This window comes from Pedobacter sp. WC2501, assembly GCF_052682415.1.
Genome location: NZ_JBQZFI010000001.1, coordinates 2,156,763 through 2,173,176, shown reverse-complemented (window position 1 = coordinate 2,173,176; position 16,414 = coordinate 2,156,763). Strand labels below are relative to the sequence as shown.

General features: G+C 37.9%; 19 protein-coding genes and 1 tRNA gene. 9 read left to right on the top strand and 11 right to left on the bottom strand.

The window, feature by feature from the left end; genetic code table 11:
* Positions 1-16 precede the first annotated feature (16 nt).
* Complete coding sequence (locus ACUN24_RS09480) at positions 17-376, bottom strand: hypothetical protein (protein WP_445562272.1); 360 nt, start codon at positions 374-376, stop codon at positions 17-19.
* 142 nt (positions 377-518) lie between these two features.
* Between ACUN24_RS09480 and ACUN24_RS09475 the strand changes: the two genes are divergently transcribed.
* The 6 genes from ACUN24_RS09475 (at position 519) to ACUN24_RS09450 (ending at position 6,303) form a co-directional block, all read left to right on the top strand.
* Positions 519-1,463, top strand: a complete 945-nt coding sequence (locus tag ACUN24_RS09475) for an NAD(P)-dependent alcohol dehydrogenase (protein ID WP_445562271.1) — start codon at positions 519-521, stop codon at positions 1,461-1,463.
* A 29-nt stretch (positions 1,464-1,492) separates the two neighbouring features.
* Entirely contained in the window at positions 1,493-2,245 is a 753-nt protein-coding gene (locus tag ACUN24_RS09470) for a pirin family protein (protein WP_445562270.1), read from the top strand.
* Between the two features lie 187 nt (positions 2,246-2,432).
* A complete protein-coding gene (locus ACUN24_RS09465; protein WP_445562269.1) occupies positions 2,433-2,918 on the top strand; it encodes a DinB family protein in 486 nt (161 codons plus the stop codon).
* Positions 2,919-3,260: 342 nt separating this feature from the next.
* The gene (locus ACUN24_RS09460; RefSeq protein WP_445562268.1) at positions 3,261-3,773 is read left to right on the top strand and encodes a hypothetical protein; all 513 of its coding nucleotides are present in this window, start codon (positions 3,261-3,263) and stop codon (positions 3,771-3,773) included.
* Positions 3,774-4,043: 270 nt separating this feature from the next.
* Complete coding sequence (locus tag ACUN24_RS09455) at positions 4,044-5,090, top strand: hypothetical protein (RefSeq protein ID WP_445562267.1); 1,047 nt, start codon at positions 4,044-4,046, stop codon at positions 5,088-5,090.
* A 4-nt stretch (positions 5,091-5,094) separates the two neighbouring features.
* Positions 5,095-6,303, top strand: a complete 1,209-nt coding sequence (locus ACUN24_RS09450; RefSeq protein WP_445562266.1) for a hypothetical protein — start codon at positions 5,095-5,097, stop codon at positions 6,301-6,303.
* Between the two features lie 7 nt (positions 6,304-6,310).
* On the opposite strand, the gene ACUN24_RS09445 is transcribed toward ACUN24_RS09450, so the two are convergent.
* The 6 genes from ACUN24_RS09445 to ACUN24_RS09420 form a co-directional block, all read right to left on the bottom strand.
* Positions 6,311-7,057: a hypothetical protein gene (locus tag ACUN24_RS09445; protein WP_445562265.1), complete on the bottom strand. Its 747-nt coding sequence runs from the start codon at positions 7,055-7,057 to the stop codon at positions 6,311-6,313.
* Between the two features lie 19 nt (positions 7,058-7,076).
* A complete protein-coding gene (locus tag ACUN24_RS09440; RefSeq protein WP_445562264.1) occupies positions 7,077-7,418 on the bottom strand; it encodes a hypothetical protein in 342 nt (113 codons plus the stop codon).
* Between the two features lie 212 nt (positions 7,419-7,630).
* A tRNA-Ala gene (locus ACUN24_RS09435) sits at positions 7,631-7,707 on the bottom strand.
* 124 nt (positions 7,708-7,831) lie between these two features.
* Entirely contained in the window at positions 7,832-8,038 is a 207-nt protein-coding gene (locus tag ACUN24_RS09430; protein WP_445562263.1) for a hypothetical protein, read from the bottom strand.
* Positions 8,039-8,110: 72 nt separating this feature from the next.
* On the bottom strand, positions 8,111-8,755 hold the full coding sequence (locus ACUN24_RS09425; protein WP_445562262.1) for a CatA-like O-acetyltransferase: 645 nt from the start codon (positions 8,753-8,755) through the stop codon (positions 8,111-8,113).
* Positions 8,752-9,447, bottom strand: coding sequence for an HAD family hydrolase (locus ACUN24_RS09420; protein ID WP_445562261.1), 696 nt, complete (start codon positions 9,445-9,447; stop codon positions 8,752-8,754). The genes ACUN24_RS09425 and ACUN24_RS09420 overlap by 4 nt, the downstream gene beginning before the upstream one ends.
* A gap of 78 nt (positions 9,448-9,525) precedes the next feature.
* Here ACUN24_RS09420 and ACUN24_RS09415 point away from each other — a divergent pair, with 78 nt between their 5' ends.
* Both ACUN24_RS09415 and ACUN24_RS09410 read left to right on the top strand, forming a co-directional pair.
* On the top strand, positions 9,526-10,167 hold the full coding sequence (locus tag ACUN24_RS09415) for a Crp/Fnr family transcriptional regulator (protein ID WP_445562260.1): 642 nt from the start codon (positions 9,526-9,528) through the stop codon (positions 10,165-10,167).
* Between the two features lie 262 nt (positions 10,168-10,429).
* Positions 10,430-11,056 carry a carbonic anhydrase gene (locus tag ACUN24_RS09410; RefSeq protein WP_445562259.1) on the top strand — a complete coding sequence of 209 codons (627 nt, stop codon included), beginning with the start codon at positions 10,430-10,432 and terminating at the stop codon, positions 11,054-11,056.
* Positions 11,057-11,213: 157 nt separating this feature from the next.
* Here ACUN24_RS09410 and ACUN24_RS09405 read toward each other — a convergent pair whose 3' ends face one another.
* From ACUN24_RS09405 to ACUN24_RS09390, 4 genes are all read right to left on the bottom strand, one after another.
* Positions 11,214-11,978: an SDR family NAD(P)-dependent oxidoreductase gene (locus ACUN24_RS09405; RefSeq protein WP_445562258.1), complete on the bottom strand. Its 765-nt coding sequence runs from the start codon at positions 11,976-11,978 to the stop codon at positions 11,214-11,216.
* Between the two features lie 85 nt (positions 11,979-12,063).
* Positions 12,064-12,903, bottom strand: a complete 840-nt coding sequence (gene kduI / locus ACUN24_RS09400; protein WP_445562257.1) for a 5-dehydro-4-deoxy-D-glucuronate isomerase — start codon at positions 12,901-12,903, stop codon at positions 12,064-12,066.
* A gap of 681 nt (positions 12,904-13,584) precedes the next feature.
* On the bottom strand, positions 13,585-14,430 hold the full coding sequence (locus ACUN24_RS09395) for a HEPN domain-containing protein (protein ID WP_445562256.1): 846 nt from the start codon (positions 14,428-14,430) through the stop codon (positions 13,585-13,587).
* Positions 14,402-15,574 (bottom strand): hypothetical protein, encoded by a 1,173-nt coding sequence (locus ACUN24_RS09390; RefSeq protein ID WP_445562255.1) that lies wholly within the window; start codon positions 15,572-15,574, stop codon positions 14,402-14,404. Before ACUN24_RS09390 ends, ACUN24_RS09395 begins: the two co-directional genes overlap by 29 nt.
* 98 nt (positions 15,575-15,672) lie before the next feature.
* Here ACUN24_RS09390 and ACUN24_RS09385 point away from each other — a divergent pair, with 98 nt between their 5' ends.
* Complete coding sequence (locus tag ACUN24_RS09385) at positions 15,673-16,320, top strand: LexA family transcriptional regulator (RefSeq protein WP_445562254.1); 648 nt, start codon at positions 15,673-15,675, stop codon at positions 16,318-16,320.
* The last annotated feature ends 94 nt before the right edge of the window (positions 16,321-16,414 follow it).

The following is a 16,414-nucleotide window of genomic DNA, read 5'->3' as shown; positions in this document are numbered from 1 at the left end:
TTAGCCACTGCTTCCATTAATCCAGATATAAATGGAGTGATTTGATTTTTTCATTTTCTATAATGGCTACATCCGTTCCACTCGCAACAGGCTGCTCGCCCGGAATGCCGAGTGTCCACGAAGCGATTTGAATATTATGATTGGTCTGACCTGGTTTACTCAACTGAAAAGAAAATTCAGGTGCCCACTCCGATTGCAAACCCGTTATGAGATTATTGATGGCTTCATATCCACTAATTGCACGGCCTGAATCACTTTCAAAAAACTGAATATCCTGGTGGTAAATCTGCTGCATAGCCTGAAGTCTTTCAACTGAATTTAGATTATTCCAGATGATCAGTAAACTGTCTTCTAATAGTTGAGCAGGGTTTTTCATAACATTATTTTTTTAACAAAGATAATCCTATAATCGAACGCCACAAATTTCACGAAGGTTCATAACAGTGATCTGATACAAGTTTGATGGGGTAGCTATTTGCAATTTTGTGATATCAATTTAAACAATTAAAAAAAATATCATGAAAGCAATCGTATATCAAAAATTCGGAACTACAGAAGTGTTGCAAGCAACAGAACAACCAGTACCTGCTATCAAAGCAAATCAGGTACTGGTTAAAGTAAAAGCATTTTCCATCAATCCAATGGACTGGAAAATCAGGAAAGGTGAAATGACATTAATGTCTGGTTCAAAATTTCCAAAATATACAGGAACCGATTTTGCGGGTATCGTAGAAGAAACCGGAGCTGCTGTTACCGGCCTTAAAAAAGGCGATGAAGTTTTTGGTGTAGTAAAAAACATGATGAAAGAGGGCGTATCAGCCGAATATGTTGCGGTAACCGCTTCATTGGTATGGAAAAAGCCTTCCCAAATCAGCTTTGCCCAGGCCGCCGCTATCCCGGTAGTGGGTACCGCAGCAGTTACTTCATTAGAAAAAATGGGGAACATCAATTCCGAAACAAATATCCTGGTAAATGGTGCAACCGGAGGTTTTGGTATGTTTTTATTACAGTTATTAAAACAAAGGGGTGCAAACGTAACAGCTGTTACGAGTAATAAAGGAACAGCATTTGCAAAAAAATGGGGCGCAAATACCGTGATAGACTATACCAAAGAAAATGTGCTTTCCAACACAGCCACCTACGATATTGTGATTGATCTTTCAGGCAAAATGGGCTACAAAACGGCCAAATCAATCATGAAAGCCAAAGCGCTGTTCCTAAACCCTACACCTCAACCAATTGAGATCCCGGTATCACTTTTCATGAACTTATTCAGGTCTAAAAAACACGTGGTCATACTTTCTGCCCCATCTGCCAAATACACGGATATTTTACTAGAAGCCATAAAGAAAGGACTGGAGATTGAAGTTAACAAGGTATTTCCATTTTCACAATATAAAGAAGCCTATCAATACGCTGAGCAAGGTGGCTACATCGGCAAAGTTGTAGTGGAACTCAACTAATCATTCACCTCACAGCTGATATTCAGAACATGATAACGAAAATAGAAAATGCCATAAAATATGGTAAACAACATGGTGGCTTTGGCATACAAATTTTATATCCCGGGCTTATCCGGCCCGAGCTAAACGATAGTGGTTTTGCTACAATCGGACGGATTGACCACGCCAGGATAACACCAGGCACACTGATTCCAATGCATCCACATCGCGACGATGAGATCCTGACCTATTTGAGAAATGGCAAAGTAAAACATCTGGACTCTGAAGGATTCACCGATGTAATCTCTAGCCAGAGACTGATGTTAATGAATGCAGGAGCAAAATATGAACATGAAGAGCGGGTGCTCGCGGAAGGCGGTATTTTAGAGGGGCTGCAGATTTTTATCCGGCCGGAAACTGCAGGCTTGCCATCCCAGGTTCAGTTCTATCAAATGCCTGAAACCTACAGTAAAAACCTATGGCGAAAGATAGCAGGCAAGGGTGAGGATTATCCACTTCAGATCAGGAGCAATACCTGGCTCATTGATGTGAGGCTGGAAACAGGCGAAGCCATTACACTGCCGGAAGCACCAGCCGAAAATTGCAGCTTCCTGTTCTATGTATTTGACGGCAGAATAAAAATCAATGAAACTATAGTGCTTGCCAGCGGCGAAAGTGCATGGGTTGAAATGGAAAGTCCGACCTTTCTGGCTATTCAAACTACTGATATTGTGCTGTTCATTACGCAGACAACCGCAGGTCATTTTGACGGCGGCATGTATAGTGGGAATTTGCATTCCTGATCAGGCAATATGCTAAAACCAGAACAGGCATGGGCTGCCTGTATTAACCACACAATAGATGCAACCATCATACAATCCTTTTGCGCCAGGATTTCTAGTGAGATAAATTTTAAACTTTGATATTGAAAAGTTTACTTTAGAGAACATTACGGTTTCTTCTGTAACGAAGGACTTAAACCAAACTTAAATGATTATTGAGCGTTTCGAATGTGAAATTTTAAGGGCAAGCAGGATGAGGCTTTACCAATTAATGGAAACAACTAATTCCGAAATATTATTTAAAATTCCAGAAGGTTTTAACAATAATATAATTTGGCAAATTGGTCATTGCATCACTTCTCAACAGCGGCATATGTACATGCGTAGCGGATTACCAATGTATATAACTAAAGAATTTATGGAGTCCTTCAAAATTGGATCGTCTCCAGGTACCTGGAAAACTACTCCAGATGTTAATGAGGTGAAACGGTTATTGATTGAAACAGTTAACCACCTTGAATTAGATCTGGAATCTGGATTATTTATCAATTATGAACCCTTTGAGTTACCTATCGGATTTCAAGTGAAAAATCATATCCAGGCATTGCAAGCCGCTAACTATCACGAAGCAGAGCACAGCGGGAAAATTTTAACCTATTTGAAATTGCTATCGAGAAATGAATTACAGCCATGAAGATCCACATCTAAAAATCAGGCAGACTACTGCAATGTTTACAAAGCACACAGCATGATGAAACTTAGAAAACTCAGACAACCATTAAACAAAAAAAAACGATTAATCATTTGAAAAACAAACAATTAAGCGTTTAAGTGGAGAATATCGGATTTGAAATTTCATCAATTGCGTTGCTTAAACGCTGTTTTTGATGGTTTAAAAGCGGTTTTTTATTTATCATTTTGGGTAATTTGGCTGAGTTTTCTTCTACCTTGGCACAGAAGATTGGTGATAATATTATCGTTGCAATAATCCTATTTACGTTTTAAATTGGCGGAGATAAACCAAGACCTAATTATTATGGAAAACCGATTAGAAGATGCTTACTATTTAAGCTCAATTAAAGCAAACAATGACACCAAGAAACTTGCCAAGCTTTCGATTTTTATCTCAGTTATAGCCCTTGTGGGTCAATTGATGAAAGGAATCTGGATTGAAAATTTATACATTTATAACGTTTTGGAAAAGAAAGGAAATTTACATTATATACCGTTTATTATAAACAACTATGAGCAATTATTAATGGTTTTATTTCTCACTGGGATAGTGATCGTAGCCATAATCGTATTCTATAGCAAGTACGAATTTGATTCTTACCAAGTTGGCTTTTTACGAGCCCTACCAATTATCTGTGTATTTTTTCTTTTAGGCTTCGGGACTATGTTATTCAGAGAACCACTTCATTTGGGCGGATTTCTGATTGCTATCGGAATTACATTTTCATTCGCTTTGATCATTGTAAAATTAATAGTGGTATTTATTGGGTACTTTAAAAATGCTGATGATTTACATCGTGAACTTTTGCGTAATTAATTCTTGACTTTATTCTTTAAATTGCCACCAATAAATCAAAAACATGAAAAAATCAACGCTCGTAACTACTAAGCTATTAAGCACAGGAGAATAATTCTCTACTTCAATGCAACTTCGCAAAACTTGCTGCAGTGCGAATTTTTACTACAGTTGAAGATGAATTCTTTGGGAAAAGTCCAGCAAAACTTATAGTTAACTTTTTCCAATATGTTTATTTTTATCAAGAATGTTGTTTACGTATTCAATGTCGACAGTTACACATTTTAGAAAATGGATTCAGAAGAAAATTTCTTTGAAGTGCAAAAACAAAGGCAGCTTGAAAAAGAAAAGGAAGAATTATCAAAGAATGCAGAGAAGATAGAAGTTTTTATAGTTGAGGCTGGTAAAAAGGGCGTTCAGCTAACCACAGATAATTTTAAACTTTTTAGAACTATTGGAATAGTAGTTTGCTGTCCAAATATCGTTGGCCTTATATATCCGAACTTAGAAAAGGACAAAGAGGGTTTGCTTGATTTCAATACTTTATTAGCCAGTTTTGAAAGGCGTCGTTTCGCCAATGGCAATCTTTATGGTAAGAGTAGCGTATTGCTGGCCAGTCGATATTTCAGGCGAGCCTATACCTTGCACAATAATTTTGCCCCACGGTTCGTAGAATTCTTCTGGAATATAAAAGAACCCAATATCGAGTCATACATTTCCATTGATTTTGATGCCCTGAGCTTAAATACAGAGGGATTGGGCTACATGGAATTGGATACTTGGTATGGTGCAAAATTTAACAAGGATATTGGTAAGATGAGCGATGGCAATACAAAACTACGGCCACCTTTAGACTTAGCCCCGCATCATATCTCCTTTTTCTTTGCGGATATTTATTCTTTGGATATTAAGTGGTCATCCAAAGAGGGTATAAAAAGTTTCCAGGCGGAAGAATTTAAAACAGAAGAAACTAAAGTTGAGATTGATGGAGTAGAATACTATCCTGTAAGGTATGTTCATGCCGAATATGTATTGGATAAAGGCTATTTCAGGCACTTTGATGGTGCAATACATTTTTACACAACAGATGAATATTACAGAAGACGGGATGATGATTTTAATTTTAATGCAAAGAACAGCAGCCACATTAAAACTTACTCTGAAAAATTATTTAAGTTAAATGGGGTAGTTAGCGTGGATTTATGGATTGAATTTACTTCGCATTTTCTTTGGGGTAATCCTTTGGTATTTGAATATTTTGAGGGAAGTTACCCACCACATATTTTAGAGATGTTGGAAAAAGTGAAAAACCTCAAAGATCGGGGAATAGAAGATTAGAGGTATGGAAACTGCAGAAAGAATTTATCAAGAGTTGCGCCATGAGCAGGCAGCAATATGGTATATCAGCGATGAGTACGGATCGAAGATAATGGTAAAAACTACCTCTCCATCTATCAAAGCGTTAATAAAAGGCTGTAAGATTGAATTCCTTTTTGGCAGGGATGAAAATCAAACACCTAATATATTCCATGTCGGTCTTCGTATTTATGACGATCCTGTTCATTATCTTGTTTTATCCTGTGCTCAGCGATTTTTGGACGAACATTTATCAATTGCTAAGATCATGAATTTGGATAAAGTGTATATTCACTTTCATAATGAATTAAACGTATGCCAGGCTACAGCGACATTAGCCCTAACTGAAAAAGCTAAACATGATGTGCTTGCCCTATTAGGAAATGCGAAACAATTGCACAAAGGAGATTTTACAGAAAAGTTGCATAATTCTTTAGATTGCTTTCAGTATAGCCTTGGCCTGGATAGATCTTATACAGACCCGAATCAAATACAAACTTTAGCAATTGTGGGTACCTTAAGCGACTGGATAATTATGGAAAATACCTTTTTGGCGGAGCATGAAAAAGCAGACACTTATATTGCAGATGATGATGAGGGTGGCATTTTAGAAAAGGAAATTTTGGTTACCCTTGGATCGATATTCGGCGAAGATATACACCGGGGACCACGAATACCGCATAAAGCAAATACCCGGGAACTTATAGATGTTCTCGCTTACTCCCAATATGGGATTTTCTTAATTGAGGCAAAGGCACTGGGTGTAAATAACCTTGAGAAAGAGCGGACAATGGAAAGAAAAGTTGCCGGGTTGCAAAATCAAATTGCAAAGGCAACTAAGCAACTCATTGGCACAACGAAAAAGATTATAGAGAATGTTCCAATTTATGACACCAAAGGGAATGAAATTATATTCGATAGGCAACTATTGCCACATGGTATTATTTTAGTTTCTGAACTGTTACCATTTGGGGAATGGGAAAAAACTATCTTGACCTTACTCAACGCCATGATCGAGGTTAAGATTTGGATTCATGTTATGGACATGAAAGAATTTATGCGCTACATTGGATATGCCAGAGATAGCAAAGATCGCTTTGATGCCTTACTTACCCATCGCATTGAAAATTTTGTAAGAAACCCATCCATTTTTACGCAGACAGAATTCGTTGAAGCAGGTAAAACCGATAACTAAGGTTCGATTAGTTGACAAGTAAAATTTTATTTAAATCTCCAGTAATTTTTACACCATACACCTTGCCCATATCTAAAAGATTTAGGCCAACGATCTTTCTCATTGCCCCTAAGCTATAGCTCAACTCGGTCATTGATATGTTCGGTGTAGTAGTATTCATGAAAACTCTACAAGCCATGTTAATAGAGTCTATCATTACTTCCAAAGGAGACTCAGGAATTATGTTGGTTTGCATTTGTGTTAGAAATGTCCGGATTTCCTTTACGCTTTCAAAAACGTAATATGGAATTTCATGGTTTAAATCTACAAACAATGCACCCCGTTGTTCCAGGAATTTTATGATTTGCCTGCAGGAACCTGCTTGATCGGTTAGCTTTTGGAATTGGAAAATTACACGCCTGCTTCCCTCAAGGCATTCTTTAATTAATTTTTCATGATCAATTTTCCACTTTCTTAAATCCGGTGCTGGATAATCTAACCCATTATTTTTATCTATAATTAGCGCACATGATGCACAGAGCCATATTGCGTTGGCGATGCTTGAACGCTGTGCCGGTGTTTGTGACATATCATATCTTGCCCCGCCCGGACTTGCTGCACAAATATGAGCTGCAATACCTCCCTTAGTTGAGGCCATCGGATTTGTATTATCCGGTCCAATTGTTATCCGATTACAGGTTGGGTTTGAACAAATATGTGCTGCTCGTTCTGCAACTTTATCTTTTACAGTTTGGCTGAAATCATCAGTTCTCATCTTTGTGTTAAGGTCTTAATCAATTTAATAGGAAACTAAAAAACTCAAGATTCATTTGAGTTAAGCCATTGTTTAATGACGGTTTGACCAGCGATTTGGTATTTGCGTTTGTAGTTACAATGCTGAACTTTGTCCTAGCTATTTTTTCAACTGATTGTCCGCCTAACTTACCCAATTCAATTGCACTTAAATGATTTATGGTATTTCCAAACTCACTAATCCGTTTTCTATAATCCCCCAGTTCAGAGGTAAGTAGTGCCAGTAAATCCTTATCCTTTATTGTATAATCTTTTTTCAACTGTCCATCAACGACAAAATGAGAAGTGCCCAAATACACTCTCTTTTTATTGTGGTAAATCATTCAACTTAACGTTATATTTTTGTGCTTCTTAAATACTTTAAAGTTGATGGTTGCCATGGTAGGTTTTTAGTCGGGCAATAGTATGAAAATTTGTCATAAGTTGATATTAATTACTTATAAAACTATCATACTATTATTAGAATTGACCATCAAAATTACTGGTTAATTACGGTCAGGGCATAAAAAAAGCCCCTTTCGGAGCTTTTTAATCATGGTGGAGAATATCGGATTCGAACCGATCACCTCTTCACTGCCAGCGAAGCGCTCTAGCCAAATGAGCTAATCCCCCAAAATTTAAATATTCAATAACCAAAGTGAGAATGACCAAATCAATTATTGAAAACAAGCTTCCGGCTTGAGCAGCAAAAATAGCAAATACTTTCTCGAATGCAAATGATAATTTATCTTTTTAATTAATCTTTAATTTTAACAGCAAACAATGCCATTAAACAGATTACACCAAATGCCGATTGCATAGGATAATTGATGAATAAAAAAAGTACAAATGTGGCAATGAGCAACATTACAAAAAACATAATGGCCTTAAAAGCCGTATCCATATAACAGATGGCTACGATAGCCAAAAGGTAAAACGGAACAGCAACGGCAATTATAAACATCACCCGAAAATAAAATCCTAATATTAACCGGATATTAAATCCCCTTTAGATTTTATTCATTCAAGGCTTAGATTAGCCGTAAGCATTAACTTCTTTGCGGTTTAACAGCGCCTGATAGCAGTCTACAAACTGGGCAACGTTAAATCCATCCATCAAAGCATGGTTTACATGTATAGAAACCGACATTATTTTTCTTTCATTTTCATCTCTAAGCTTGCCAAAAGATATTTTAGGACAGCTATCCTGGTAAGCATAATTTCGGGCATGCGATAAAGAAGTAAAATTTAACCAGGGCAGTGCCGAATAATGGATTACATTTTCGCCCGATGAGGAAGGGATTAAACCAGTGCTGGCCTGTACTTTTTCAATCTCCTGATTGGCTGCTGTTCTAAAATCTTCAAAATCCTCATAGAAATCCATATAACCAAACCCAAAAGTTCCGTTTGGCCGGTTAATGGTAACCGAAGCATTTACGGTATCGTATTTCCAAACTTCACCATTTATAATGCGGTAGCTAAAAGGCTCTACCTGATTGGCAGCTACCAGCGATTTGTGCAGGTAAAGCAGGAAAAAAGAAACATTGTTTTCTTTTGCTTCTTCGTAGGTAGCGGTACAATCTACCTCTACGGTTACGCCGAAAAATGGTTCTTCAAAGACGCTAAAAAATTTAAAATGATCTTTTCTGATCCAGGTATTGATATCTATTTTTTCTTTCATTCAATTAATTTTGGTAAAACATCAGATAGACTTTCCATCTGGTAAAAATTTATATGTTCAATGGTATGATCAATGTGCTCATGCACCCATGTAGTGTGAAAAGGGATGTGAACGGCATGTCCACCAATATTTAGTACCGGTAAAACATCCGATTTTAAGGAATTGCCCAGCATTAAAAATGCTTCAGGTTTACAATCCAGGTGTTTGAGCAGTTTTTGATAATCGCTTTCCTGTTTATCACTCATAATTTCGATATGGTGAAAATAATGATCCAGTCCCGATTTGGTCAATTTCCGTTGCTGATCAAGCAAATCGCCTTTGGTAGCCACTACCAGTTTATATTTTCCATGCAGGGCTTTCAGTACTTCTTCTACCCCATCAAGCAGTTCTACCGGTTTATTGAGCATTTCCTGCCCGAGTGCTATTGCCCTGCTAATCACAACAGGGTCTATTTTACCTGCTGTTATCCTTAAAACGGTTTCGATCATACTCAATACAAAACCTTTAATTCCATAACCATAAAGTGGTAAATTGGCTATTTCTGTTTTGTAAAGCTCTGCCAGGATGTTGTGCCGCGGCATAAAATCTTCTAAAAGGCCTGCAAACTGCTCTTCGGTTTCGCGGAAATAGGGTTCATTTACCCAAAGGGTATCATCAGCATCAAAAGCAATTACAGTAATTTGATTTTTCATGGTTATGCTTACTTTAGCACCACAAAAGTAAAGCAACAACTACCTTTAAAAAAGGACAATTGTCTCGACTAAATAAATATGCTACGTACCAACCTTACTTTCTTGTCATTTATTGAGCGTTTTAGCACTGAAAACAAAGAAGAGGCCATTACGCTTAAAAACTTTAAAGCAGGGTATAGATTTATTGAGCAGGGTGAAAAAATCAGCAACATTTACATTATTAAAGATGGGATTAGCAAATGTTTTATTTCTGAAGAAAACGGTAAAGATTTTATTATCGAATTTTTAGGTAAGGGCGAAGTGGTTGGCGAATTAGAAGCTATAAAAAAGATCAATTGTTTGTGCAATGTAGCCGCAATAAGTGAGGTTACTGCCTATGTGATACCTGATCATCTTTTCCTTTCGCTGATTAATAAAAGTGTTGAGTTTACTACCATCTTACTCCAGGAATTGTCTACCAGAATTATCCAGACCAGTACGCGGGCATCGTTTCAACAGTTATACACTTTAGAATATGCGCTTTTAAAATTGCTTAAATTGCAGGCTGATGAGCATATTTCCATCTCTAAGGAAGACATGGCCGCCTATCTGGGTATCTCTGTAAGAAGTTTTAACAGAAGCCTGAAGCAGGTAATCGCTAAAGGTGGTTTTGATACACCTGAATTTAAAAACATCCTGCAGCTAACCAGTATGAAAAAGCTGCTGGAAAGATTAAGATAACTGTACCAGGACTACACCCCTCAACAATTTCTACCTTGCGTTTCCTTCCTCAATTGCTCAAAATCAGCAAACATTTAAGCATAAAATTTGTTAGAACAAACTATAAAAGAAAATCTGCATGGCCCATTTATTTCAATTTGAATACAACAATCACAGACGAAGAATGCTGCCGGAATCAGAAAATCTTTGTTAATTTTATATCCGCATAAATAACAGCTTAACATAATTTATATACCTTAAAAAGGCTATTTAAAGCACAAATATGAATGTAGAAGACGTTTTTAAGAACAACGAAAAATGGATCGCCGATAAACTGGCTATTAATCCTGATTACTTTACTGAACTATCAAAAGGACAGAGTCCGGAGTTTTTATATATCGGATGTTCAGATAGCCGTGTTACAGCAGAAGATTTAATGGGCATACAACCAGGTCAAGCTTTTGTACACCGGAATGTAGCGAACCTGGTAAACAACGTAGATTTAAACGTAATGACGGTTTTAAACTATGCTGTGCGCCATTTGAAAGTGAACCATATTGTGGTTTGCGGTCACTACAACTGCGGAGGTGTTAAGGCGGCAATGCAACCTGCAGATATGGGCATACTTAATCCATGGTTAAGAAATATCCGTGATGTTTACCGCATCCATAGAGATGAGCTAAATGCTATTGAGGATGAAGGCACACGCTATAACCGCCTTGTAGAACTTAACGTGCAGGAACAATGCGTAAACCTGTTAAAAACCGCAGCAGTACAGGAAGCAATAACCAACCGTGGGATAACGGTACATGGCTGGGTTTTCGATATCCATACAGGTAAATTAATCGACCTTAAAATCGATTTTGAAGCTATTCTGAAAGATATTAAGGAGATTTATAATCTTTACTAGTTCAGCGTTTGGGCGTTGAGCGTTTGGCGTTCGAAACGCATAAAAACTTTCCAGGCTTTCGAAATAAGAAAAGAAGTCAAGTTTCAAAAACTTGACTTCTTTAAATATAAATCCCAAACTGTCGACTCAGGACTAAGGACTCAAGACTCTTGACTAACTAACGTCCCATCCAACCGCCATCAACGGTCAAAATTGTTCCATGCACATAATCACTAGCCGGCGAGGCCAGGAATATTGTTGGTCCTTTAAAATCTTCTGGTGTTCCCCATCTTCCGGCAGGTATACGGGATAATATAGAAGTGCTTCTATCCTGATCTTCGCGTAAAGCAGAAGTATTATCGGTTGCAATATATCCGGGAGCTATTGCATTTACATTTACACCCTTTGAAGCCCATTCATTTGCAAAAGCCTTGGTTAAAGAAGCAATTGCACCTTTACTGGCGGCATAACCAGGAACGGTAATACCACCCTGGAATGATAGTAATGATGCCGTGAAAATTACTTTTCCACTTCCTCTGGCAATCATCTCCCTGCCAATTTCGCGTGTTAAAATAAACGGCGCCGTTTGGTTTACCGCAATTACTTCATCCCAATATTCATCTGAATGTTCGGCAATTGGCTGACGCAAAATTGTTCCGGCGTTATTTACCAAAATATCAATAACAGGATGATCTGCTTTTACCTGGGCCGCAAAAGCCAGGGTCTTTTCGCGTTTACTAAAATCGCACTGGTAAGCATAAAATTTTCTACCCAGTGCTAAAATTTCTTTCTCAACGATACTGCCCTGAAGTTCGAGACTTGCAGAAACACCGATAATATCGGCACCTGCCTCGGCCAAAGCTAAAGCCATAGCTTTCCCTATTCCTCTTTTACAGCCAGTAACTAATGCAGTTTTACCTGCTAAATTAAATATGTCAGACATGATGTTTAAAATTCAGTTTTTAGATCTCTCCATTCCGCTACGCTTCATCCGATAGCTATCGGATCGAGATAACGGTAAGAAATTATTATTTCAGTTCGTTAATGGCACAATGATCCATATCGCCATAATCTAAGTTTTCGCCGGCCATCCCCCAGATAAAAGTATAGTTGCTTGTACCTGCTCCGGAATGGATAGACCAGTTTGGCGAAATTACCGCCTGATCGCTCTGCATCCAGATGTGACGGGTTTCTTGTGGCTGACCCATAAAGTGACAAACACTCTGCCCTTTTGGAACTTCGAAATAGAAATAGGCTTCCATCCTCCTATCGTGCGTATGTGCAGGCATGGTATTCCAAACACTGCCCGATTTTAACTCGGTCATACCCATTTGCAACTGGCAGGTTGGCAAAACACTGTTCACCAACAATTTGTTAATTATTCTATGATTTGCTGTTTCTGGTGTACCCAACTCTACAATCTCCGCTTCAGCTTTGCTTACCTTTTTAGTAGGGTAAGTATGATGCGCAGGGGCAGAATTGATGTATAATTTAGCGGCTTCGCCTGGTGTGGCAGATTCAAAAAATACCTCTTTAGTACCCTTGCCAATGTACAAGGCTTCTTTATAATCCAGTTCGTATTTTTCGCCGTCAGCAGTAACAATAGCTTTTCCACCAACATTGATGATACCCAGTTCCCTGCGTTCTAAAAAGTAAGTTGCTTTTAAATCATCAGGGTTTGAAAGTGCTATTTTCTGATCAACTGGCATTGCACCACCAACAATATACCTATCAAAATGAGATAAGGTTAGGTTTACTTGGTTGGCCTCAAATACGTTTTCAATTAAGAAATTTTCCCGCAAAGCTGCGGTATCCATTTGTTTAACTTCCTTAGGGCTTTGAGCGTAACGGCTTTCGAATTTATTCATTGGTTAAATATTGAGTTTTGAGATCAGGACCTGAACTCATAACAGATCCTATGGCAAATATATTTATACGATATTTATTATTGGTATTAATACTCAACTTTATAATCCTTTTTTGTGGTTTGTTCTCTCCAGGCTTTTAAACTGGTCAATGGTGCGGGTGCATCTGTTCAGAATTTATGATCGCCAGGCAGTCCTAAGGTTAAAAAGTGAAACTAACTACAAACAGATCAACAAGACAGAAAAAACAAGTTTATATTTCATTTTCGTTAAATATGTGCGTTAATAGCTAAAGTGAGTTTTTTTTCCAATTATTTGGAGAGCAAATTCAGTACAATTATTCAGGTTTCTTCCCGCTTTCCGTTTTACTTCACCCGATGAAATATCGGGCTCGTGCTCACTCCAATCGGGTCTAGATGGCAAGGCAGGCATTACTATTACTGGTTAATCGCACAGCCGGCAAACATCAATTTTCGCAGTTTTTGCACAACCCCTTATTCATAAACCCGGTAGTAGCGGCAGCCTCCGATTCTTCATCGGAGCTATAGCGAATAACGGGGCTGCTGTTGCCGAAGAAATACTAAACACTCATTTCCTGAACAAAACAATGGATTTATTTTTATTATACGGCGTAAATATTTCGTTTAGAATTTTAAAAAAACCGACTGAGTTTACCCACAACACTTAACCCATGCCTATTCTGCTAAGCTGTTGATCGAAATGATTGTTCATCATACGCTGATAAACCTGTTCTGCAAGCACATACAACAAATCTGCCTTCTCAAACAGGCGTAACAAGTCTGGTTCGCTGATCATGTAATTGTTTTCGTAGCGAACAGCCAGATAAGCCTCATCAAGCAAATGCAACAGGCTAACCTCTTCTTCCCTATCATTAAATAGCTCGGAAAGCGGCTTTACATAAGGTTTAATATACAATTGATGAACTTTAATGCGGTGTGTTTTTTTATCCTTTCCCATTACCAGAGTTTCAATGGCCCCATACATCAGATCGAAAACCTGATGCAACATAAAAGCGCAGTAGGCTAAATGTTGCTGTTTAAAATAGAATGTTGCGCCCGATAAAAATTTATTGGCCTTATCAATTCCCTGCTGATACGTAGTGCTCACCTGATCTGCAACAAGTTCCGGTGTGCCCCCGTTTAGAAAATTTCCGGAAATACTGAATAAACAATTTTGAGCGGTAGTGGCATAGTAAAAAAACAAACTTCCCTGCAGTAATGCCTGCTCCACCTCATGTACATGGAAAACCCGGTAACTCAATTCCATTTGCCCGTTAAACACAATATTTAATACCGGCGTTAATTCGTTTAAAATACGCACGTGTTTAAACGAAACCATAATCAGCATTTCTGGTGCTGCCTTACCAGCCAAAAAGTTATTATGGAGATAAATATACTGAGCAGGTACCGCAGCCGTAATGCCCTTTAATAAACGCACTATGCTTTCATCTTTTAGCGCATCGTGACCCGGGTTTAAAGATTTACTCCACATAATAACCCCCTTCATCATTTTCAATTAATGCAGGAGTATTGATCATTACAAAAAAAGCTTCCATAATCATCATCATGCTTTCATACTGTTCAAACAAAAATTCCTTATCCATTAGTTTAATGCTGCTCCTGGTACTGAAAGCCGCATATAACCACTCTAAAAGACCTAACCGCAGCTGTTTAATTTTTTCGGGAATAAAAAAGGACTCCACAAACAGGTAAGGATTTTCTATGTGTACCGCAGTCAGCGTATTTACCTCACACAGTTCTTTGCGGTAGGCATCGCTGTTTACAAATTGATCTTGAGCAGCAAGCAAACCTTCGGGAGGAGTGCCCTGATAAGTTAGTTTTTTAGCCGTGATTAAATAACCCGCATTAAGCAGTTTTGTAAATTGGTTATAAAAGAAAAAATAATCGGCCACATCGCTCACACATTGCTCTTCTGCCAAGGCGGCTTTATACCAGTTTTTTAAATAAGCTTTATGCCCGCTAAGGTTATCCAGGCTAAAGAAAAATTCAACTGCTTTAAATGGATCGTTAAATAATTCCTGTTCGAAAGCCAAAGGCGATGTACTTTCGAATATGGCCATATGGTAGTAGCGATCGATCTTTTTAAAACTATTTCTGGTAATAATCCTTTCGTGGATGAGCCAGCAAGCCTCCAGCATTTTTTTGGTATTTTCGTAAAACTCCGCAACATAATGGTCCCAATCCAGATCGAGGTTATTTTCCAACGCGGCCAACAGCCATTCTTTGTAAACCAGCTTATAGGTATCTGATTGAAAAAACAGGAAAATATCAAGAAAGGTAAGTTTTGGGTTTTGCATTTCTCCGCTGCTTAACAGTTTCGGATAGTAATCGAGCAATACCGTTTCGCGTTCCACACCACATTCATCAGCCCCAATTGCTTTCACAAATGCGGTATCGGTTTCAATGTGGTTAAAAATTAAATCCGAATAATCGAAAAGCGGTACCAGTTTTTCGTAAAAAACCAACAGCTGTGCCGGGTGCTTTTGGGGCGAAAAATCGAATTCGTTCTGTGGAGGGATTAACCAGTTTTTTAAAAAATTTAAATGGTAGCTTACGCCATTAGATGAAAAAAAGCTTTCAATTGCACCAATAAATGCCACAGTTTCTTTTTTAAAATTTAAGTTCCCTTCCATAGTGTATATTTTTTAAATGATTATATTAGCTAACGAATTTAGCAAAATAAAATAAGTTTAACTAATATTTATACATAAAACTTATTAACATATTACTTATGAATGAGAATCAGCGCTTAAAAAATTTAATGGAATTACTGCATTTTAAGACTCAAAAGGATTTTGCTGCTGCATTGAATATTCAGCAAGGTTCTTTATCAGATATTTTAAGAGAAAGGGTCAACGTATCTAACGCTATTAAAGACAGGTTAGAAATGAAATTCGACGTCAATTTACCCTGGCTGGAAGATGGAATTGGCGAACCATTTTTCAAAAAGAAACCAGCCGTTGGCGAAAGCAAGGAGGGCGTTCCTTACTTTGATATGAGCCTATCAGATGCGAAAGACCGCATCGTAGAAGAACAGCGGGCAGAATACCTGGTAAATTACCTTCCTTTTAACGATTGCACGGCCTATTTACCGGTATATGGCGATAGTATGTATCCTCAATATGCCGCAGGCGAAATTATAGCGATAAAAGAAATTACCAACTACGAAATTTTACAATGGGGAGAAGCTTATGTGGTAATGACGGATGAAGATAGTAACAGTCTGCGTACCATAAAACTAATTTTTCAGCATACTGATGATACCAAACTAATCCTCCGTTCTTCTAATCCAAATTTTAAAGGCGATACCGTAGTCAGCAAAAAAAATATCCTGGCACTTTACCTTATAAAAGGCAAAATTACCAGGAATATTATTTAGGTAAAGTAATATGTCATCCTGAGCTTGTCGAAGGACCTGATTAAAATCTCAAGGCGTTTCGACGGGCTCAACGTGACAAATTCGGAGTGAATTA